Source organism: Pedosphaera parvula Ellin514 (assembly GCF_000172555.1).
Taxonomy (GTDB): domain Bacteria; phylum Verrucomicrobiota; class Verrucomicrobiia; order Limisphaerales; family Pedosphaeraceae; genus Pedosphaera.
In genome coordinates, this window is sequence record NZ_ABOX02000054.1 from 1 (window position 1) to 22,315 (window position 22,315).

Here is a 22,315-nt window from a genome sequence, read left to right on the forward strand (position 1 = left end):
TACAGCTACTCTGGCATTTACCAGGATAAACCCTCGGGTCCGGGAGCCGTCTATTCGGCGGATGGTTGGGTTTACTCTTCTTCAGGTGACCACATCGTTGGTGGAAATATTGCCTGGCTGGAGGTTGCTTTCCGTGACGCCGGCGGTCACAACCTCGCACTTTATCGATCGGGGAATGTCGATACCACCACTCCGACGGACACCTGGATTGACTTGGCGGTCACAAACCAGTTCGATCCGGGGAGCTTTACGCTTACTAATACAGTTACCAGTCTCACTGCGCCTCCCGGTACAGTGCAGGTGCGTTATCAGATTGTTTTTCAACAGCCCGCCAATGATGGTGGTTCGCTGTTCTTTGATGACCTGATCCTGGATCAAACCGGTGGTGCTTTACCTCCAACCGTCAATAACATTTCCCCAGACGGAAGCGCCACTGTCCTGAGTGGAGCTACAACTTTCAGTTTCAGTGCAAATTCACCGAGCACCACCATTCCGACGAGTGGCATTCAGGTGGTGTTGAATGGTGTGGACGTTTCCTCGCAATTGGTTTTTGGCGGCAACGCTTCCAGCAGGAACGTGAGCTATGCGAACCTGACCCTGAACCAAAACTATACCGGCACGATTAAAGTTACGGATGCAAACGGTTTTACCCTTACCACAGCGGTGCGTTTCGATACCTTTGCGCCAACCAATTTTGTTTGGGAAGCAGAAGACTTCGACTACGGTGGCGGACTATATATTGATAATTCAACGCCTTCGGCCACCAACAGCGCAACCAGTTACTTTGGGCGTATTGGCATGCAAGGGATTGATGAAAATGAAACTGGTAACGGTGGAACGGGGGATGGTCCGGAAGTCTACCGCGTGGGAGATATCATGTCCACCGACCTGGCCAGCGAAACCGCGAGGTCCAAATTTGCTGCCGCCGGTGCGCAGGATTATGCCGTAGGCTGGTTCAATACTGGTGAATGGGTGAATTACACCAGGACCTATCCCGCTGGCGATTACACCATCTATGCCCGGCTAGCTAATGGAAATGGTGGGGCGGCCAATGGTTTTCTTTCCAAGGTGACAGCGGGGCAGGGGACGACCACTCAAACGGTCGTGCAACTAGGTACGTTTTCTTTTACCGCGCGAGGCTGGAATGCTTATGATCTGATACCTTTGACCGATTCTTATGGCAACGTTCAGACCATACACCTCAGCGGGGTAACCACATTGCGAATGACCTCCGGCCCGCTCGGTGGCGGTTTGAACATGAACTTTTTCATGCTGGCTCCTGCAAGGACGGATCTGCCTCCGGCCATTGTTAATGTCTTCCCGGATGGCGCACAGCCGTATCAGAATACAAACAAGCTGGCATTTACTGTCACCTCGGCCAACAGCACCGTCAGTTCCAACAATGTCCATGTGACATTGAACGGAGCCGATGTCTCCTCTCAACTGGTCTTCAGTGGCAATTCCAGCAGTTGGAATGTGACTCTGCCTCTAGCCCAGGGAGTTTACAATGCGGTTATCACGGCAACTGATGCGAACAGCCGGGTGCAGAATTTGACGACAACATTCGACACTTTCAGCCAGTCCAATCTGATGATTGAAGCGGAAGATTTTGACTTCAACGGCGGTCAGTTTGTGGACAATTCGGTGCCACGGTCTTCTCCAGCGGCGGACAGTTATTTCGTTTATCCCGGTGGAGATCCTGCGAATGCAGCCATTATTGGAATTGACCTGACCACTCCCGCTAACGATAGCGGCGAGCAATTCCTGTATCGACCATTTGAATCGTGTGGAAGCGAAACCAATCAGGATTTCGTGCGTCAGAAATTTCTCACGGCGCAACAGACCGATCCTGGTGCTGTGGATTACGATGTCGGTTGGTGGAATGGCGGAACCTGGTTGAACTACACACGCACGTTCCCCGCCACTAATTATATTGTCTATGGCCGGCTCGCAGGCGGCTCCGGGGCTTACAGTCTTACGCTTGGCCAGGTCACCAGCGGAGCAGGCACTTCAAACCAGGTCACGCAGCCGTTGGGATCTTTCAGTGCCACCGGAACCGGTTGGCAAAGTTGGCAGTGGGTACCGTTGATGAACACGAACGGAACTCCTGCCGTGGTGGCGCTTGGTGGCACCAACACGCTCAAAGTAACCAGTGGTGGCGGCTTCAACGCGAACTTTTTCATGTTCGTGCCAGCGGCAGCCCCGTCAGCGTTGCCAGTCTCCGTTTCAATCTCCCACAGCGGGTCGAACCTGGTGCTCTCGTTCCCGACGCAGGCGGGACACAACTATACGGTCCAGTTTAAAAATAACCTGAATGCTGGCACCTGGGGCACCTTGAATACTGTTGCAGGCGATGGCTCGGTGAAAAACGTGAGTGATCCGCTGGGGACCAACCGGTTCTACCGGGTGTCCGCCCAATAAATGGTCTGAATCCCGAAGCCCGCCCGGCCTGCCGGGCGGGCTTTTAACGATGCGAAAAATGAAAACAAAAGTCATAACCGATCAGTTTTCCCGCGGAGATGATTTGCGGGACGACCGGTCTCCTGCGGAGCGGAGGGAAAAGAAGCAACAGGGTTTTACCTTGATAGAATTATTGGTGGTGATTGCCATCATCGCCATTTTGGCAGGCTTGTTGTTACCCGCCCTGGCCAAGGCCAAGATCAAGGCCCAAGCCATTCAGTGTGTCAACAACGAGAAGCAGTTGACGCTCGGCTGGATCATGTATGCCGGTGACAATAGTGATAAGCTCGTTCCCAACGGGGAACTCAGCAACCAGCCAGGCGCCTATACCGATAACAGCCTGCAGCCGGGGGGCGCCAATTCCCAATGGTGCCCGGGGAATATGACGGGGCCAAGTGCGGTGGATACGAATTGGATACAGGTGGGGCTGCTATTCCCTTATGTGAATAATTTTACTCTCTACAAATGTCCAGCAGATCGCAGTGTTTTTCCTTATAACACCAGCTATGGAAAGCCAAGGGTTCGCAGCATGTCGATGAATTGTTGGATGAACCCGATCAGGAGTTGGAATTCAATCAAGGGTTACAGCGGCGCCAATGCGCTCAACGTTTTTACGAAGCAGGCGATGATTAATTCGCCCAGCACCTCGCAAGCTTTTGTCTTCATCGATGAAAATCCGAGCACGGTGGACGACAGTTTTTTTGTCAGTGATCCGAACCAGGTCAACCATTGGGTCAATGCGCCGGCCACCTACCACAATAATGCCGGGGGCATTTCGTTTGCTGACGGGCATGCTGAGATCAAGCGCTGGCGTGATGCGAACCTGTTAACCAAGCCGGGAAATGATATCGCGGCTGACGCGCCAACTGGTGATTGCAAATGGCTGCAGGACCGGGCGAGCAGTGTTCAATAAAAGCGTCGTGTGCCTCCGAGTTCAAGGCAACGGACGGTGACACCCAAACATTCCGCCGCCTGTTCTTTGGTCAGCAGGTTCTCGCCCTGTCCGGGCTTTTTTTTCAACATTTTTACAACAACGCATAAATTGGAACCTGCTTTACCAGCGGCCATCACGACGCCGCGCAAAGCGTCGGAACTGACACTAAAATTGCTTACCACCACTAGCCAGGGTTGCCATCACCCCCAATTGATTTCAACACCAATGCTACGTCCATTATGACTTCACAGAATAGAGGTGCTCCGCGCGGCGCTTACGAAGCCTTGCTTGTCAGGATATATATAAGAGAAGGTTGGAGCGACTTCAACAAAATGGGGACTACTCTGAATCATGACATCACAACCAAATTGAATCTGTCGGTTCCGCAGTCAATCTCCAGAACATCCGGCGAAAAACAATTCGTCTGGAGAACCATCGCGGTAAACAATGATATAGATTCCTTGCCATCGGCGGGAGACATACTTCTCAAGTGAACCAGATTCATACGCTTCCTCAATTTCGGCATGGTTTGGAGTCTCTGAGTCAAACAACTCTATAAGCTTGGCGCGCGGGAAAGGACTAATCGCGCCAAATTTGGGCTTCGGAGAAAGGCCAACCATATCTAGGACCGAATGAGTCCCGTTTGCTGCCTGCCGCTGCAACAACTCTTCTATTGATTGTGGCTTCTGTTCAGATTGAGATGTGTCCATGCCAGATTTGAGCAATTCTCTTTCAGCTTGCTCTGCCATTTCGATATACTGGGCTCGTTTCGGCTCCGGCAAATCAGCGGCGATTTCCCTGCACCTTTGCACCCATGGGCCTAATGCTGGACGTATCCTTTCTATCGAAGCCTGTCGATCCTCTGGCGTAAGACCATCACGATAAATGTAATCACCCCGGACGAAAACATCTTGTCGCAACCGTTGCAACGCGGTTGTGATGTCCGCCTCGTAAGGTACAAAATAACTCCATCCAGTCGCTCCCATAACATGTGTTTTATTCAATCGGGAGTGAGAGATTCAAAATCAAGTCCCTTAAGCAGCTTTGGTAGAACATCGAAAAATATCCTGCAATGCTGAATGATGAAATCGCAAACAGGTTGAATATCTTCATCTATCAGGTGTTCCCACCCGGTATCACCCCGTAGTCCAAGCCAGCCAGTTAAGCTTGGAAACCCCAATATCACGGCAGGCATTCCATGTGGCGGAATACTTGCTTCACTACAGATGGCATGCCCGTAATCAAACTGCCTGCCTCTCACCTCAAAATCGAAATGGGTGGTGACAATCCATCCGTTCCGTTTCATTTTGAAATCCAATTCCGGATCAATCCCCACAATTGCTAGATCAAAGCACTCAGTTTCAAACGCCCCCCTGAACTGCTTGAGAATAGCCCGACGAATTTTTGCTTTGCTGGCAAACCTGGTCCTTCCTGCCGCCTCAACCCTTGCCCGTATTTCGGCCTCCTCGGTTTGCCGGGTGGGAAAGTCCAGGCAAAACTCGCGAAACTGCGTAAGCAAAGCCTCTTCTTTAGGCGTAATATGCTCGCCTAAAGCCGCAATTGCCTCTGGATTATTATGCTTAAGACGGGCACTCGCCATAATAATCTGATCATATTTTCCGAGTTGCTGCATGAATCGATGAAGTTTCCAAAATCGTCCTGACTTAAAGGAGCGCAAGATGGGGAATGAGTCTGCCATTTCGCGCTTAAACTCCAACGTGCCCCATTCATAATATCGGACGGCAAATTCCTCTCTCGCTTTTGTAAAGGTCATGCTTATATCACAGTACAGTGCTGTTTTGTAACAAAGTAAAACATGTTCCTGTCTATCTACCTCAACACCACCCTTCAAATAAACAAAATATCTGAGATTGCCCGCAGGAGATTTGTGGGCGTACAGATAGCGTAGCTCCCAACGTAAAAAGCCAAGAGGCACATCCCCGCTGCTGTGACGCTTCGACCGTTCATGGAAAGAGAGCTATTGGATTCCAGCCCTCGCGGCGGCATCCGGGTCAATTTGTTTTATAGCTTTAGCAGCACAATCACGGGTGGAGATGTCTTGGTTGTGTAGATATGGCAGAATGGCCGGAACGGCTGCTTTTGCCTGGCTTTGAAATTCACCGAGCCGATCAATCACCCGGATCCGCTATGAACAACTCCGTTGGCGGGCTGTTCAAAACCTGTAGCAAAGCCGGTACCTCCTCAACTGATTTTGGTGGAATATTATTCAAAGCTTCGGCTGAACAGACACGCACGTCCTGATTTGGGTCGCTCAGGTGCCTTATCAAACCGGGTATAGCATTCTGTGCTTCCGGGCCGATTGAACCAAGCGAACGCGTAGCGGTTTTGCGAATATCGTCGTCTTTGTCATCCAACAAACCAATCAATGTTGGCACCGCTGGTTCCGCCGCAGAGCCGAGCGCGTCAAATCCGAAAGCAGCGGAGAAGTGGTTGTGAGCGGACCGCGTTGCGTAACTGACAAACCACTTCTCAGGCAAGATCGCCGTGACTTTTGCTTTCAACGCCGAGTCTCTTGTTATCGCCAGCTTTAACAAGTACGGGATCGCATTCGTTCCAATTTGCCGGACAGCTTTCTCGGCCTCTGGATCAACTCCCCCATCAAGATACCAAACTTCTTCCAACCAATCACTCAAATACCGTCCTTGATAGCTTGGTTCTTTCTGATGCAGCAGTTGCCAGCCAAATCCAGCAACAAGGGCTGCCACCAAGATGGCAAGCCCGATGCGTACTCGTTTCTTCATTGTGTGAGCATGACGGTTTGCAGCCCGAAAGCCGGGAGAGTTTGTGTTAGCCAAATGAACCGCATCGCTCATACCTGACGTCAGGGCACGTTGTTATAAGAGAATATATACCTTATCACTTACCGGAACGGGATCGCCCTTCGCTTTTGCTAGAACTCGGAACGGACCGTAATGCACGCTCAAACTCCGGCTTGTATGCCCAATCTTCTCCCGTATCAATACCGACTGGCTCCGGCGTATGTTTATCGAAAAGCAGATAAACGAGATAGCCAACATTTGGCTTCCAGTCCTGCGGAACGGATTCCAATTCTCGGTAAAAGGCGATTGGCTCTCCGACCTGCCAAGCTCCCTTATAGCTGCGAACGACAGTTGCCTTGCTGTCAACCCGGTGTTTGCGGGGCAATGGCATCCTTTGAAGTTGGCTTTCGTAAATGCAAACCAACACAACGTCCTGATGTGATCGTGCCTCTTTCTTGAATGTCTCGACTTCCCAAGCACTATATTTTTGGTCAGCGGTAGTTGTTGTGGAATGACAGCCAGCACTGGCTATTGCCATACCAATCGTGAGGCTGACAAGTGAGACTATGGAGATGATTTTGTTTTTCATGGGACGCTTACGTCTCATCACCATCAACCATTGAAGTCCTTCGGGAAAACCATTTTAGGCCGATCTATGTTATGCTCAACGCCACCAAACCATTTGTGGATTTTGTATATAGGGTAGTAGCAATAGTATAAAACATGTTCCTGTTCATCCACTTCGACACCACCCTTCGAATAAACAAAATACCTGAGATTGCCCGCAGGAGACTTGTGGGCGTACAGATAGGCGTAGCTCCCAACGTAAAGAATCAAGGTACATATCCCGACCACTTCAACAGTTCGGTTGCTCGCGACTCTCAAGGCACGTTTAAGAAACATAACTTACCGATTCATACCATCAGTCCACGTTCTTATAAAAGAATATGTAGACTTTATTGGACCTTGGAACTGGGTCTTTGTCGGAGAGAATTCTAAATGGACCGTATGACACGTAGGGCATGTTATTATATGGCCATTCTGCATTCAGTCTGTGCGTTTTAACGGGGGTCTTGCCACCATCCTCAGATGGCCATTGCACCATCCATTCATTTGATTTTTTATCTCCATACGTACCCGTGCGAACTGAAATGAAACCAACAGTTGTTGCTTAATACCAAAGCCCCGTCGATTTGCCCCTTGAAAGGCACTTGCTTGAACCAAATCACTTGGTTCGCAGCTATAGGCTGCGGTATCGGCAAGTCCAGTTTCTTCGCGAAATCTGAAACGTGTGGCAAAATCGCAACCAGCACAGCGTTTGAATAAGCAGCGGTTATATGGATAAGTTCGAGCATACATTTACTGGTTAAACGCCCAAAAACTCAGGTCCCAGTAGCCGAAGACTTTCGTTTAGCTGGTAATCACCCCAGTAACGTCAGGTGGTCTTTTAGGTACTTCTATTTACAACTTTGAGCAGGAGACTTTGATTATCTCCCGCTCCAAGTCAATGTTCATTTCTGCTGCGCTTGTTTCTACTGCCCTGAGTTACTACTACTACGTTCCAAAACGGGCGAATCTTTCAAAAATCTTCATTTATTTTTTCAGCCGGTTCTTACCGGCAACACGAGGCGGGCAATTGTTTTAAAATATCCCCCTGATCTTCACTTTAATACTCATGTATTGAGTTAGCTTTCTTGGATCAGCGAAGTTGCGGCTGAAAAGGAAAAGAGCGCGAACCCGTCGCACTCCGGGGTCGCGCGGCGAAGCGCCTAGCTAGAGCGCAACCGGGCCGCGCCAACGGGCCTTAAGAGGTCACCGGTTTGGCCCCAGGCGAAAGGAGTAAAGGATGGGCAGGAAGGACGGTTGGAAAAAGCCATGAGCAAGCTGGTTGAATGGCCTTTCTTGCAAAAACCTTCCCAGTTATGTTGAGGCCGGAACGGTTCGGTTGGTGTGGTCGCGTTTGCCTTGCCCGTGCCTATTTTGAACTTGTGCCGGCCCGGCTGCCATGCATGAGCAATCTCCAAGTCACGGCAGTCATCCCCCAAGCTTGGGCCAAATGAGGGAGCACATTGGACATTTTCGTGAAGACTCCATCGTAAGCCGGTTGGGAAACTGACGCTCCGGGGCTGATGGTGGGATTGGAGTCGTTGGTCGCGTGCGCGAAGGGGGATCGCGGAAGCAAGGTTAGAGGCTCCTCACGTCGTCACCTACCGGAGAGAACGTGCCTGGCGGTGGGATTGGGATTGCGGGGCGCGTACGCGGGTGGAGGCAAAAGATGAATTGTATCCTTGGCAATGTCAGTGCGGCGCGCACAGGAGTGCTCTTCCTACCCACGAAGCTGGCGCGGGGAATTGGAGTCGTTGGTCGCGTGCGCGAAGGGGATCGCGAAGCAAGGTTAGAGACTCCTCACGTCGTCACCTACGGGAGAGAACGTGCCTGGCGGTGGGATTGGATTGTGGGGCGCGTGCGCGGATGGGGCAAGGGGAGGAATAGTATCCCTAGCAATATTAGTGCGGCGCGCACAGGAATGCTCTCCCTACCGCGAAGCTGGCGCGGAGGATTGGAATCGCTGGTCGCGTCATGGTCAGCAAAGCACAAAGCGCTTTTTCCACATTCTGTTTGCAGGGCGAAATAAGTGAAAATGTAAGACTTTTTGGAAGGTTATGCGCAGTAAGAGGCAAGGAAGGGTGCGTGTATGCCAAAGATTGCAAGAGTATGGTTAAAACGATTCTAATTATGATAAAATTATATTGACATAGTAAGCATTATTATATTATAAGCTATGTTTGTTAGTAAAAGGTTTGCGGTGAATGTGAAATGAAAGCCTAATAGATAATGAACAACTGCACGTTAAGTCGGGAAAACTTCCAGTTCAACCACGAGTCGACACCCATGAACACCAATAGAGCCACAGCTTACAGCTCAGTTGGACCGCTCGCTATGGGGGCACCCAATGGTGAACCGTCTCGATTGAGAGGTGAGCAGCGAGGCTTTATGAGAGATCAATTCCATCAAAACTTGAAAGCCGGTCCAGAAAACCAGGCATCAGCGGGGTGGAGGAAGGTCGTATTATCTCGGGTTAAGTCGGGCTATCTCGGGTTATCTCGTGTTAAAAAATATGAAAATCGGGTTTTCAGTTTCGAGTTTGTGGCGGATGGGAGGTCCAGCGGCGGGTGTCGGTGGTCCGTTGATGAGACCGTTTTTAATTCAGATGGGTGTGAGTTCGGAGGATGTCGGAAGCCAATGGAAGGTATCGAAAGGTCAAGGAAATTTCGAATGGTGAATTTCGATTTTCGAATGGAAGAATCTAACGCCTGATAACGGTAGATAACGCCAGATAACGGTACATAACGGTTAAAAAATATTTAGGGAATGGATTCAGGAATGGAAAATGGACAGTTGATAATGAATAACGAGGCGGGCAACCTGCGAAAGTTATCGGTCAGTGATGGACGGTTAAAATTTAATACGTGTATGGGGGTTCGGTCGGTATTGGTCGGTATCGGACGCCAATAGACGGTAACGGACGGTTAAAAAATTTCTGACGGATGCCGACCGGGTAAGAAGTTATGGAAAGAAATGAGAAATGATCAGGATTTACTTTCTAAATATGCCCATGACGAGGGAAAGTTTTTCGACCTGCACTTTACCCATTCCTTGCAGTCGAAGCCTAAACTGAAGTTAAATGCATAGTGACTTCACCATGAAAACCAGGCGCAATCGAGTTGGCCTTCTTGCCGGAAAGGACTGGTCGTGTCCGGTGTTGATTGGACTCACAGTCTTATTATCAGCAATCGTCGGTCTGGCTCAGGATCAGCCGTTGAAGGAATTGCGGACGGCGGAGGAGATTCGGCGACTTTCGGCAGAGCAAGCTTCGAAGCATTACCCGGTTCATTTGAAGGGGGTGGTGACGGTGTATGATCCGAGTCTTTTCTCCCGTTTTCTCCAGGATGAAACGGCGGGTATTTATTTTCTGGAACTGTCGGGAGGGCCGCCGCTGAGTCCAGGGCAGTTGGTGGAGGTCGAAGGAGAAACCAGTGCCGGCGAGTATGCGCCGATCGTGGTGCCGAGACAAATTCGAGTGATCGGGACAGCGTCCCTGCCGGTGGCGAAGCCGGTGACTTTTCAGCAACTCGCGAGCGGGCAGGAGGACAGCCAGTTTGTGGAGATTCATGGGATCGTGCGAACTGCTGTTACCATTGATGAGCAGAGCAAACATCAAGTGATTGAAATTGCCACGGGTTCCGGACGATTGATGGCAAACGTTCAGGATTTGAAACTTCCATTGCAGGATTTGGTGGATAGCACGGTGAGGGTGCGCGGGGTGTGCGTGACTTTGTTCAATCGGCAGCGGCAGTTGTTCCATGTTCGCGTGGTCGCACCCAGCGCGGAGGATATCGTCATAGAAAAACCAGCGACTGAAGATCCATTTTCCCTGCCGGCCCAGACGATTGACAGCCTGCTGCAATTCAATCCGCAAGGGACGGTTGGACATCGGGTGAAGGTGATTGGGACCGTGGTATATCGTCAGCCGGACAGCGCATTATACATTCAGGACGACAAGGAGGGGTTGTACGTACAGACGCAGCAGCAGGGGCGGTTGTTGGTGGGAGATCGGGTGGAGGTTTCGGGTTTTCCCGCGAAGGGTGAATATACCCCGATGTTGGAGGATGCGATTTACCGGAAGATTGGTGCTGACCCGCTGCCCGTAGCGCCGCTCATCAGCGCCAACGAGGCGTTGAAGGGAACATACGATTGTCGGTTGGTAAAGATGGAGGCGACCTTGCTTGAAAGAGCACGGCATAGCCGGGAACAGTTCATGGTGCTGCAGGCTGGAGGATTCATTTTTCACGCGTATCTGCCGCGGAAGGAAGGGGGAACCGATTTTGCCTACTTGCAAAATGGCAGCAAGGTAACGGTTACAGGTGTTTGCCTGATTGAACCGGGCACTGATTGGCGCGCTGGGGAGGATTGGCGCGCAAAATCGTTTCGTATTCTACTGCGTTCACCGGGGGATATTTTCGTGCTTCAACGTCCATCATGGTGGACGTTGGGAAAAATGCTGTGGATGGTTGGTCTGCTCGGGATCATAGTGCTTGGGGCCTTTGCCTGGGTGGCCAACCTGAGGCGTCGAGTCAATGCGCAGACGAAGATCATCCGGCAAAAACTTCAGGCGGAAGCGACGCTCAAAGAGCGTTATGAAGATCTGTTCGAGAATGCCAATGACATGGTCTATACACATGACCTCAAGGGGCGGATCACTTCCGTTAATACGACTGGAGAAAAGTTGTTACAACGATCTCGATCGAAAATTTTGGGCAAGACCCTGTTGGAATATATAGCGGAGGAGCAGGAAGGCGCGGCTGCGAACTGGATGGAGCAGGTCATTAAAGGTGAAGCCCCGCCGACGGCAGAATGGGATTTCATATCCGCTTCCGGACAGCGCATCAAACTGGAGATCAGCACCCGGCTGATTGAGCAGGAAGGTAAGAAGGTGGAGGTGGAAGGGATGGCGCGGGATATTACCGAGAGGAAGAGGTTGGAGCGGGAAATTCTGGAGATCAGCAATCGCGAGCAACGCAGAATCGGCCACGACCTGCATGACGGGGTTTGCCAACAACTGGCGGGCATTGCTTTCATGACTTCGACACTGGCGGAGAAGTTGCAGGAAAAGGGCGAGGCGGAATCAGCCCAGGTTGAGCGGATCAGTGGTTTATTGAACACCGCGATCAATCAGACGCGCAGTGTGGCGCGAGGTTTGTTCCCGGTCAGGCTGGAGGAAAATGGACTCGTTTCAGCTTTGGAAGAACTCGCAGCGAACGCTGGGGATTTGTTCAAGATTTCCTGCCGATTTGTTTCCGAAGAGCCACCGGTCTCGGTGGATAACGGGATTGCGCTGCACCTTTATTACATTGCGCAAGAAGCCGTCACCAATGCGGCGAAACATGCCAAGGCACAAAATGTTTTTATAACTCTGGAGCCGGTGAAAGGGGGACGGTATGAGTTAACAGTGAAGGATGACGGGGTTGGGTTGGCCATTCCGGAGAAGGCGCATCCGGGCATGGGTATTCGAATTATGCATTATCGCGCACGGGTAATTGGAGCAACCTTGAGCTTGAAGAGCAAGCCGGGTTCGGGAACGCAAGTGTCGTGTCTGTTTTTCCCGGTATCACGAGAGTTGCAGCAAAATGGAAAACAGCACAATATCCAGGAGTAGCGCAAAAAATAAGAATTGGGCGTGCCGGTTATGACCAAACAACCAACAGAAAAAAGCCGTGTGCTCATCGTTGATGACCATCCATTGTTCCGCGAGGGATTGCAGCAGATGATCGATCGCGATCCTTCTCTGGTGGTGTGCGGCGAGGCGGCAGATGCCGTCCAGGCGATGGAGGCCATCAATACATTGAAACCGAATCTGGTGTTGGTCGACATTTCGCTGGGAAATGCGAGCGGCATCGATCTGATAAAAAATATCAAAAATCAGCACGACGATCTTCCGGTGCTGGTGGTTTCCATGCACGATGAATCCCTCTATGCGGAACGTGCATTGCGCGCTGGCGCCATGGGTTATGTGATGAAACACGAGCCAGCCAAGACGGTCAGGGGTGCAATTTACAAAGTACTTGGGGGAGACATTTACCTCAGCGAGAGAATGGCAAGTTCCATGCTCGTGAAATTCATGAAAGGCAAGACCGATGAGCCGCTGTCACCTCTGGAAATACTCAGTGACCGGGAGTTGGAAGTGTTTCGCATGCTGGGGCAGGGAAAGGGAACGCGGCAAATTGCCGAAGAGATGAATCTAACGATTGCCACCATCAACTCTTTTCGTGCGCGCATAAAGGACAAGCTGCATTTAAAAAGTTCGACCGAGGTCATGCTGCACGCGATTCAATCATTCAGGGAAGGGGCTGAAAAGTAACTGAGGTCCGGGCTGGCTGGTTTTTCGAGTTGGACAATTTTGGGAGCATAATAATCAAAGTAGCGATCATGAGGCGGCACAGTTCGCCCACGAAAACCGGCTTTTCCGGGATCTTGATTTATCGAATGAACTTTTTCACTACCCGATCCAGTGCATCCAATCCAATCTCCAGTTTCTTCATCTCCGGGCCGAAGCTGATCCGGCAATAATTTCCATAACGACCATGCACACGGCGATTGCCGGGATTCACGTCAAAAAATTCTCCCGGCACAATGATAACTTTCTCTTTCAACCCTTCGCGAAAGAAACTCATGCCGTCATTGAGCGGCTTTGGCAGGTGTGAAAGGTTCGCCCAGATATAAAATGCCCCTGCAGGTTCAGCATCCATGGTGATGCCCATTTTCTTCAGCCGTCCCATGACGTAGTCACGTTTTACCGCAAAATGTTTCTGTATCGCGGCGGTTTCCTGGATTGCAAGTTGCGGATCCAGCAGCTTGGCGACGACGCTCTGAAACGGATGGTTGGCTCCGCCGTCCAGAAACGATCCGGCACTCGCAATCGTTTCAATCACCGCTTTTGGACCAAGCGTCCAACTGATGCGCCAGCCAGGGTAACGCCAATTTTTCGTCAAACCATCCACGATGATCACCGGGTCAGCTTCAACGTCATCGACGTAGGCCGCGGCAGAAACCATTTTGGCCGGCTCATCTTTGGCGGCACCGTAAATGTAATGGGAGTAGAATTCATCGATGATCAGGGAACAATGGCACTCCCGCGCGAGCGCGCACCATGCCCGCAACTCGCCATCTTCCACCAACTGGCCGGTCGGATTGCACGGATTGCTGACCAACAACGCGCTCAAACCGCGCCCAAGAATTTCCTTCTTCAATGCTGGCAGCGGAATTTTATAACCCGCTTCAGCATCAAGCAAAATCGGAATCGCAGTGAAGGCCTTGAACACGCTGAGTAATTCCTCGTAAGCCGTATAATCCGGGATGAAATGCCCCATGTTTACGTTGCCCAGGGCACTCGCCAATCGGGTTAGTGCGAGACGTCCGCCACTGGCGATGCTGACATTGTCAGGTGTATACTTCGATTTTTTGTCGCGCCGATAGGTGATGTTATAAAAATCGGCGACGGCTTGGCGCAGATCCTTGTTTCCCGCGACCGGACCGTATTGCTGGGATGTCGCTGGGATGGTCAGGCTTTCAACTCGCGCGGGCGCATCGGGGAGGGGACCTGTCTCAGGTGAACCCTGGCCGAGGTTCGCCCATGCCGGATCATCATAGCTGAAACCGTGCTGCGCCGCCTCATGCATTACGTAAATCACGCCCGTTCTTGGGACAAACCGGAAACCCGGAATAGCTGACTGTTCCATCGCGTTCAATTAGTTCCTGTTCTCAAATTCCACACCTGCCTTAAACCAGTAACTTGTTCAAGCTGGCTCAAAGGTGCGACAACTTAGCTAAATCATCCCTCCCTTACCAATCCAAAATGTGTTTCGTCGAATACGATGGCATGGCCTTTTTCATCAACTTTACCAAAATAAGCTGCTGTTCACTGTATCTCATTGCCTTCCCACCCAACGAATGCTATTCGCCACCAACCGGCGATAATTCTGATTCTCATACGCCGAATGATCGTGGCCCAATTGTAAATAAACCACGCGCGATTTTCCTTGCGTGCGATACCACGCGAGCGGCTTCCCGCTCTTCGGTTGTGTCGTTGTGATCAGCGGCACCACATCCGGTTCCGTGCGAAATCCCCAATAAATTTCATCATGAATGATGAAATCCTTCACTCCTGCTGTGACTGGATGCTCTTTCGCCAGCACGACCACCGGCACTTCCACATCATGTTGATACCCAACTTCCTCACTCACTGCGCCGCCCTTGCCATCCGCTTCCGGATACCTGCCTCCAATAATTTTTTCATACTCCGGCCAGTGTTGATAAGAAACCAGGGCATGATGCAGCACCACTAAACCAACCCCCTTCTCGAACAACGAAAGGAACTTCGTCTTCTGCTCCTCAGTGATGTTCTTTGGCATGTCATACAACACCACGACATCATAGTTAAGCAGGTCGTCGCGTTCGTAGGCAGAGGCATTCGTCTTTCCGTGTTGCGCTGAGGTAAACGTGATCTCAGAATTCTCCTTAAAAATCTGGAAGAACGGTTCCTCCTCAAATCCATGTCCACCGGTGATGACCAACACATTAATTTTGCCCGCGGCCTCCTCGGCCGGCAGCGTACCCGTCACCAGCGCAGCCACCAATAAACTCCAGAGAAACAGGATGGTTTTCATCGAGTGTTGATTTCAACTCCACGGTTAATTCTTTGCCTGCTTCGCACTTTCCACGAGCAAAAAGGTCAACAGATCTTTCCGTTGCTGGTTGCTCAACCCTTGTAGCAAACCTTCCGGCATCAGTGAAATACTCGATGCTTTTCTGCTGGCAATCTGATTTTTAGCAACCGTGATGCTCTGACCTGTGGCTTGCCCAATCACCAAACCATCCACGGTATCTTCCAAAATGACTCCCGTCACCGCTTCGCCACTTTTTAATTCAATATTGTAAGCCAGATGATCCGGGTTGATTGCCGCGCTCGGTTCAGTGATGTCCTTATAAACCGACGCGTAATCGCGTTGCGGCAAATTCGACAAATCAGGTCCAATCTTGCCACCTACACCGGCAACCTGATGACATTTGAAACAGGCGGCCTGCTCCCCATAAAAAACCTTTTTACCGCGCTGCCAATCTCCCCCGACAATCTCGGGTATCCTTCGTTCCGTGACCTGCTGCAATTCCTCCGCATGGGGCGTGGCCCAAGGCATCAGCATGCGCCGCAACTGAAGCGGACGTGGACGTGAATCTTCCGCCGTAAACCAGCTCACATCAATTTTCGGTTCGCACTCCCCAGTCATCAGGCTGATCTCGATGGGCACCCACTGATCCGCTTTCGGCATCGTCGTGATCTCCAACTCCTTGTCGTTCATCCGGCGAACTTTCACATTGGCACCACTTTTCAACTTCAACTTGGCATCGCTTTTAAATACTACAGTCACCATTTCGGGTGGATATTCGTAATCCAGTTTGGCGCCCGGCTGCGTTTTTGGATGTAGCATTAATCCCATATCCAACTGACTGCGAAGTGTCAATTTCCCCGGCCTCTTCAAAAGTCCAAACAAATGCTTATGTTCCTCGCTCGCCTCGGTAAAACCTTTTGCCACGCTCAAATCCAAATGCGGAAGCCAGCCTGACCACTTCTCTTTGCCTGATGCCGCCCGCCACTCGACCTCCACGCCGGAGAGGTCACTCAGTACATCAATTGCCGATTGTTGCGGCATCTCGTGACGACTTCCATCGTGCGTGCGCTCCGCTGATTCGCCTTCAGGCAATTGAACTCCATAGTTCACCGCCTCTTTGCGCGAAGCTGTCAGAAGTACCAGAGAACGATTATCGGAACTCAGCCCTCCTGTCAAAACCGGCAGGTTGAAACGGGGAACCTCATTTTGATCTTTCACCGCTTGATAACCCGGCTGAAATGATTCAAACCGATCGCCCGCTCCTACATATCGGCCCATTGTAATGCTCGACAGTTTCGCCAGGTTTTTCAACTTCCCCGGGTCCAGCGGTCGATCAAAAATTACGCGTGTTTCAGTCGGACTTGAAGCATAGGCGAACACCGGTTGCGGCGCCATTTTATCAGTATACGAAATCTTGAACAACTTGCCTTCGCCTTCAGGCCCGGTGCCCCAATCCGGCTTTCCCGAATGGCACGTGACAAGCAAATCTCCTTGCGGCGTAGGAATTGAATCGATGGTCAGCATGTTCAAACATGCAATCAACTCGGTTTGCGCCACGTAACCCGCTGCGGACTTGACCAGCTTCGTCCGCCAAATCTTCCCGCGCGATTCACCGGAAACCAGTGCATCGCCTTGCCACCACGATGGCCCAAACACGTTTTTTCCATTTGCCAGCCGCTCATTGAAATGCAAACCACATGTCGACTGATGCTGCGGCGCATAATCAAACACGCTTGGTTCATCAATCACGTTCGGCAAATACTTCGGATGCCGTGGTGGAAATCCATAATGCCTTCCGGGTTGGATGTGTAGAAGCTCATCAAAAGGATTTCCGTTTGGTAACCACGTCGCCCCTTCCTGGTCGGTCGCAAACAGATCTCCATTCGCGTTGAAGGCCATCGAAATCGTGAACCGTATACCCGTACAGATGGCCTCGTGCGTCTTGAAGTCCGACGAAAGTTTTTGAACCGTTCCACGATCGCTGTGAATGTTATAATCCGACTTGCCGGTTTCCTTGTTCACCCGGTAAGCCTCGTGCCAATCATCGCACCCAAGACCGAAGAAAACATTCCCTTGCTGATCCACCGCTATTCCAATCGCGTCCAGACCCGACCCCGCCATGCCGGTTGGCTTAACCCAATCCTTCGCGATTGTTTCCAATTCACCTGTCCCGTCCCCTTTGTCTTTCAACCGGATCACCCGTCCACGTGACGCGATGTAAAGCCCGCCCGGTCCCCAACACATGCCGATGCTCGGAAGAATCTGCTCCGGCTTATTTGCAAAAAAAAGCGTTGCTGTATCTTCCAACCCATCGCCATCCGTATCTTTCAATTGATAAACAACCCCGTTATATCCCAGTGCGAAAAGCCGTCCGTCCGGCGCATAAACCAGGTTGTTGATGTTCTTCAGATTCAGCGGCAACTCGCGCACGCTAAATCCCGGTGCCAACATCTGGATGGGGGGAACTTTTTCTACTGTCTCACGCCTGACTTCGATCGAGCCGACGGGCTGAGCGGGTAGGGTGCAGGTAGCAAAGGCAGCCAACACGTTCGCAAACAAAATTGTATAGCGGTTCATGGTGTGTGCGCCGACAATAACTCATGCTGCCTCATCCCTCCAGCAAAAAGGATTTGCCGGAGTGGATGAATTGCGAACTTCAGAAGCTAACTACCAGATGACTGCCCGCAGTGCCAACGGACGCCACATCGGCGCGTCTTCTTTGATGCCAAATGCATCATAGAACTCCTGCACATTCACATGCGGCCCGATTCCCCGAAACTGCCCCGGGCTATGCGGATCCACCGTAATGAGCCGGCGCATTTCAGCTTCGCGGCAATTGATGCGCCAAATCTGTGACAGCGACAAAAAGAACCGTTGTTCCGGCGTGAAGCCATCGATCGTCTTCCGCTTCGAAGGGTCTTTTGCCAAAGCCTTCTGCAGCGCCTTGTAGGCAATTCTCGTCCCGCCCAAATCGGCAATATTTTCGCCCAGTGTCAACCTGCCATTGACATGCAAGCCCGGTAACACCTCGTAAGCATTGTATTGATCCACAACCTTCTGCGCGCGCGCCTCAAATGCCTTCGCGTCCGCCTCCGTCCACCAATCGTTCAAATTACCCTGCCCATCGTATTTCCGTCCCTGATCATCGTAACCATGCGTAATCTCATGGCCGATCACCACACCGATTGCGCCATAGTTCACCGCATCATCCATCTCCACGTCAAAGAATGGCGGCTGCAAAATTCCCGCTGGAAAAACAATCTCATTCTGCGACGGATTGAAATACGCATTGACCGTCGGCGGCGTCATATGCCACTCCGTTTTGTCAACCGGCTTGCCCACGCGCACAAGTTGTCGCTTGGATTCAAATATCGTGGCTCGCTGAACGTTGCCGTAAAAATCATCCGGTCGAATCTCCACTGAGGAGTAATCACGGAACTTGTCAGGATGTCCAATCTTCTGCGTGAACAGGTCGAATTTCGCCAGTGCCTTCGCCCGCGTGGCCTCGGTCATCCAATCCACCGTCTTCAAATCATCGCGAAAAACCTCTTTCAAATTTTCCACCAACTCCGCCATGCGCGCGCGGGCAGTCGACGGAAAATGCTTTTCCACAAACAACTGTCCCAGTGCTTCCCCGATTTCACCATCGATGACTCTTCCAGCACGTTGCCAGCGTGGTTCCTGGGTCGGTTGTCCCCGCAATACGGTGCCGTAGAAGGCGAAGGACTCATCTTCCGCCGCATGGTGCAACAACGGTGCCGCCGTGCGAATCAAATGCCATCGCAGATAAACCTTCCATTCATCCAGCGAACGCTCCGTTACCAGCTTGTCTAATGCCGCAAAGAACTCCGGTTGTCCCACAATCAGGTCGGTCATCTTCTCCTGACCGGAATCTTTCAGAAAGGTTTTGAATTCCATGTCTGGATAATCCTTTGCCAGATCGGAAACCGTCACCTTGTGATAGTTGGCAATTGGATCACGCAAATCCACCCGTGATTTGCTCGCCTTTGCCATCGCCGTTTCCAGTTCCAGCACCGTCTTCGCGTGTCCCTTTGCTTCCTCCGGTTTTTCCCCAACCAGCCCGAACATCTTTGTCATATGCTCGACATACGCTTCACGCTGTTTGGCAAAACCTTCCGACAGGTAATAATCCCGGTCCGGCAAACCGAGCCCGCCTTGATGCAAATGAAATGCGTAAATGGAACTCTGCTTCGCGTCCGGCGATACCGAATCTCCGAAGAACGCCTCCACCCCCCGCTGATGAAAGTCAGCGAGCAATGGCGACAACTCTGCTTTTGATTTCAACTCTGCAATCTTCTTCAGATCAGGCTCCAATGGCCTGAAGCCCAGTTCCTCCAGTTGATTGGTATCCATCGCCGATTTGTAGAAATCACCCACCTTCTGCGCCGGAGAATTGTTTTGGTTGCTCGCCTTGGCGGTTGAATCCAGTATTTCGTGGAGCAACGCCCAATTCCTCTCCTGCAACTCAATGAAGCCACCCCAGCGCGATTTATCAGCCGGCACGGGATTTTCCTTCAACCAGGTTCCACAGGCATACTGATAAAAATTTGTCCCGGGATCGACCGAGCGATCCATGTATCCAGGTGAGAACCGGGGCACTTTCGGCTTCAAATCAGCCGCCTTCACCACGGTGTTGACGGTCAAAGCGACAGCGGCCATTGCCACGCATTGCATCAATGAATAAAACTTGATCATGTTAAATTTGTAATGTTCCGTCTTATTGGAATCCGAACTGAACTGCAACGGTCTCATATTGTCGCAAAAACGCAAATCCAACTCTTTTTCTCATCCGGCTCAAGCCTTCCGCGTCGATCGGTATCCGCCAGAAATTTTTTTTTAACCGACCGTTACCGACCATTGGCGTCTATTACCGACCGTTACCGACCGAACCCCTATACACGTATGAATCCTAGAACGGAACTCCAAACGGACTCTTTTCTGCTTCTTCCAAAAGCCGAATGTTCGAAACTGAAAGCCCTTTTTCATATTTTTTAACCCGAGTTAGTGCGAGTTAAGCCGAGATAGCGCGACTTCCCCATCATCGGTTCCCTCCAAACGGTGATGGGCTGACTCCCAACACCGGTCACACGCGTCGTCCAACGCACAGCGGAACAAATGCCAACCCGATAAGCTGCTACTTTCGTTTTCATTACGCTGACAATTCGGCATGCAAAATATTTTTTTAACCTTCCGATACCTTCCGATACCTTCCGATACCTTCCGATACCTTCCGATACCTTCCGATACCTTCCGATACCTTCCGATACCTTCCGATACCTTCCGATACCTTCCGAACTCATGCACACGTATTGGCTGAAACCGCCCCTTCAACAGACCGCTGATGACAGCCAATGAATTTTTTGTCGGCTCAAAAATGCTTATTGGAAGCTCTTGGAGCAAAACCTGCCCAATCTCAGTAGCTAAAAGTCCTTTGAACATGCACCTCGAATGTATGGTAAAAGTCGAAAATGCGTCAACAGAAAAAACCATACACATGAAGGTATAAGACTGCCTTGTTCCGCATTGGCCGCCGCTTCCACTTCAACTGGTTCTAATGCTGGTCAACACTATTTCGCCACCCGTCCATCCCTCGAACCGATCCCCAAGCCCATTTGGAATGCCAGGAACGGAAAATGCCCTGCCTTCGGACCGCGCCTGGTGCCCGCGTCGAAACGTCCCGTCTGGAAGGACCTCAGACGCGGAAATGCAAACCACTTCGGCGCGCCCATCCGCTCAAGTGTCCGCCATCCAATTCCACCGACTTGCACGTTTTCCCAAACCCAATTCTTACGTGCCCTTACCTTCCAGCCCGAATCACCCGCACCCGATTGTTCTCGGTATCACCAATAAAATACGCCCATCCTTGTCCGCAAAAACTCCGTGTGGCCTCGCCAGTTGGCATTTCCCTAACTCACCCTCCGGCCCATCACCCCGCAGTCCCGTGCCCGTCACCAGGAAAATCTTTCCGCTCTTTGCCTCAATCATCCGTATTGCATGATTCTCAGTATCCGCCACAAAGACATTCCCATTCGACGCCACGCTCAATCCCTTCGGCCCTTTGAAAGTGGCCGCCTTCGCCGGGCCGCCATTACCCGTAAATCCATTTTTTCCAGTTCCCGCGACGTGAAAAATCCTCCCTTTCTCCATATCGATTTTATAAACCGCGTTGCCTTCCCTCAAAGCCACCCAAAGATTTCCATCCGGCCCAAAATCCAAGGCTCTCGGTCCATTCAACGGAGCATTTCCAATCGCCGTCCCATCCGGCGTCGGTTTCCTTTCACCCGTTCCGCAAAAGGTCGAGATCATCCCGCTCTTCATATCTACTTTGCGGATGCGATGATTCCTCACGTCGCAAATATATAAATTCCCAGCCTTGTCGAACCCGATGCTATGCGGCTCGTTCATCTGTGCTTTAGTCGCTGGTCCGCCATCGCCGGAAAATCCCGCCGTCCCATTTCCGGCGATTGTCGTCACGATCCCTGTCTTCGCATCGCACTTCCTCACCGTGTGGCTCAGTCGCTCCACCCAAAATAGATTTTCAGCCTGGTCCAGCCGCACTTCGTAAGGCTCGTTCAGCTTCGCCGCTGTGGCTGGCCCTCCATCACCACTCCAACCGTGTTCGCCCGTTCCCGCCACGGTGCTGATGTTGCCATCCGCTGTCACCTTGCGGATGCGATGATTCTCCGTGTCGCAAATATAGAGCGAACCATCACTGCCGCGCACAATTCCAGTCGGGCCATTCAACTCCGCACCCTTGGCTGCCGCGCCATCGCCCGAAAATCCCTTTTTCCCATTCCCTGCAAAATTACTGATGCTTCCGGCCTTTTCTGATGCGCAGAGCAGGGTGGTGGACAACGAAAGGAGCAAGGCTATTTTTTTCAATTTGGCAGGCATGC

General features: G+C 51.4%; 16 protein-coding genes. 5 read left to right on the forward strand and 11 right to left on the reverse strand.

Annotated features, from left to right (window positions below):
* Together CFLAV_RS35790 and CFLAV_RS37035 are read left to right on the forward strand one after the other, a co-directional pair.
* Positions 1-2,421, forward strand: a 2,421-nt coding sequence (locus tag CFLAV_RS35790) for a carbohydrate-binding protein (protein WP_007418044.1), incomplete at its 5' end; no start/stop codon positions are given.
* Between the two features lie 58 nt (positions 2,422-2,479).
* Positions 2,480-3,373, forward strand: a complete 894-nt coding sequence (locus CFLAV_RS37035) for a type II secretion system protein (protein WP_160164670.1) — start codon at positions 2,480-2,482, stop codon at positions 3,371-3,373.
* Positions 3,374-3,783: 410 nt separating this feature from the next.
* Here the strand turns inward: CFLAV_RS37035 and CFLAV_RS26915 are convergent, their stop codons facing one another.
* The 5 genes from CFLAV_RS26915 to CFLAV_RS26935 all read right to left on the reverse strand — a co-directional run bounded on the left by CFLAV_RS26915 (position 3,784) and on the right by CFLAV_RS26935 (position 7,077).
* Positions 3,784-4,398 (reverse strand): hypothetical protein, encoded by a 615-nt coding sequence (locus CFLAV_RS26915; RefSeq protein WP_150107619.1) that lies wholly within the window; start codon positions 4,396-4,398, stop codon positions 3,784-3,786.
* On the reverse strand, positions 4,395-5,330 hold the full coding sequence (locus tag CFLAV_RS26920; RefSeq protein WP_007418049.1) for a hypothetical protein: 936 nt from the start codon (positions 5,328-5,330) through the stop codon (positions 4,395-4,397). Before CFLAV_RS26920 ends, CFLAV_RS26915 begins: the two co-directional genes overlap by 4 nt.
* A gap of 193 nt (positions 5,331-5,523) precedes the next feature.
* A complete protein-coding gene (locus CFLAV_RS26925) occupies positions 5,524-6,156 on the reverse strand; it encodes a HEAT repeat domain-containing protein (RefSeq protein ID WP_040550370.1) in 633 nt (210 codons plus the stop codon).
* Between the two features lie 115 nt (positions 6,157-6,271).
* On the reverse strand, positions 6,272-6,763 hold the full coding sequence (locus tag CFLAV_RS26930; RefSeq protein ID WP_040550372.1) for a hypothetical protein: 492 nt from the start codon (positions 6,761-6,763) through the stop codon (positions 6,272-6,274).
* Positions 6,764-6,786: 23 nt separating this feature from the next.
* A complete protein-coding gene (locus CFLAV_RS26935) occupies positions 6,787-7,077 on the reverse strand; it encodes a hypothetical protein (protein WP_007418052.1) in 291 nt (96 codons plus the stop codon).
* A gap of 1,372 nt (positions 7,078-8,449) precedes the next feature.
* Here CFLAV_RS26935 and CFLAV_RS34410 point away from each other — a divergent pair.
* From CFLAV_RS34410 to CFLAV_RS26955, 3 genes are all read left to right on the forward strand, one after another.
* Positions 8,450-8,809 carry a hypothetical protein gene (locus CFLAV_RS34410; protein WP_007418055.1) on the forward strand — a complete coding sequence of 120 codons (360 nt, stop codon included), beginning with the start codon at positions 8,450-8,452 and terminating at the stop codon, positions 8,807-8,809.
* Positions 8,810-9,877: 1,068 nt separating this feature from the next.
* Complete coding sequence (locus tag CFLAV_RS33260) at positions 9,878-12,391, forward strand: PAS domain S-box protein (protein ID WP_050785966.1); 2,514 nt, start codon at positions 9,878-9,880, stop codon at positions 12,389-12,391.
* A gap of 30 nt (positions 12,392-12,421) precedes the next feature.
* A complete protein-coding gene (locus tag CFLAV_RS26955; protein ID WP_007418060.1) occupies positions 12,422-13,093 on the forward strand; it encodes a response regulator transcription factor in 672 nt (223 codons plus the stop codon).
* 118 nt (positions 13,094-13,211) lie between these two features.
* On the opposite strand, the gene CFLAV_RS26960 is transcribed toward CFLAV_RS26955, so the two are convergent.
* The 6 genes from CFLAV_RS26960 to CFLAV_RS26985 all read right to left on the reverse strand — a co-directional run bounded on the left by CFLAV_RS26960 (position 13,212) and on the right by CFLAV_RS26985 (position 22,313).
* Positions 13,212-14,471, reverse strand: a complete 1,260-nt coding sequence (locus CFLAV_RS26960) for a pyridoxal phosphate-dependent aminotransferase (RefSeq protein ID WP_007418061.1) — start codon at positions 14,469-14,471, stop codon at positions 13,212-13,214.
* Between the two features lie 189 nt (positions 14,472-14,660).
* Positions 14,661-15,398, reverse strand: coding sequence for a ThuA domain-containing protein (locus CFLAV_RS26965; RefSeq protein WP_007418062.1), 738 nt, complete (start codon positions 15,396-15,398; stop codon positions 14,661-14,663).
* Between the two features lie 24 nt (positions 15,399-15,422).
* Positions 15,423-17,975, reverse strand: coding sequence for a c-type cytochrome (locus tag CFLAV_RS26970; RefSeq protein ID WP_007418063.1), 2,553 nt, complete (start codon positions 17,973-17,975; stop codon positions 15,423-15,425).
* A 90-nt stretch (positions 17,976-18,065) separates the two neighbouring features.
* The gene (locus CFLAV_RS26975) at positions 18,066-20,171 is read right to left on the reverse strand and encodes a M13 family metallopeptidase (protein WP_007418064.1); all 2,106 of its coding nucleotides are present in this window, start codon (positions 20,169-20,171) and stop codon (positions 18,066-18,068) included.
* A 239-nt stretch (positions 20,172-20,410) separates the two neighbouring features.
* Positions 20,411-20,569, reverse strand: coding sequence for a hypothetical protein (locus CFLAV_RS35795; protein WP_160164671.1), 159 nt, complete (start codon positions 20,567-20,569; stop codon positions 20,411-20,413).
* A gap of 664 nt (positions 20,570-21,233) precedes the next feature.
* A complete protein-coding gene (locus CFLAV_RS26985) occupies positions 21,234-22,313 on the reverse strand; it encodes an NHL domain-containing protein (protein WP_007418067.1) in 1,080 nt (359 codons plus the stop codon).
* Positions 22,314-22,315: the final 2 nt, after the last annotated feature.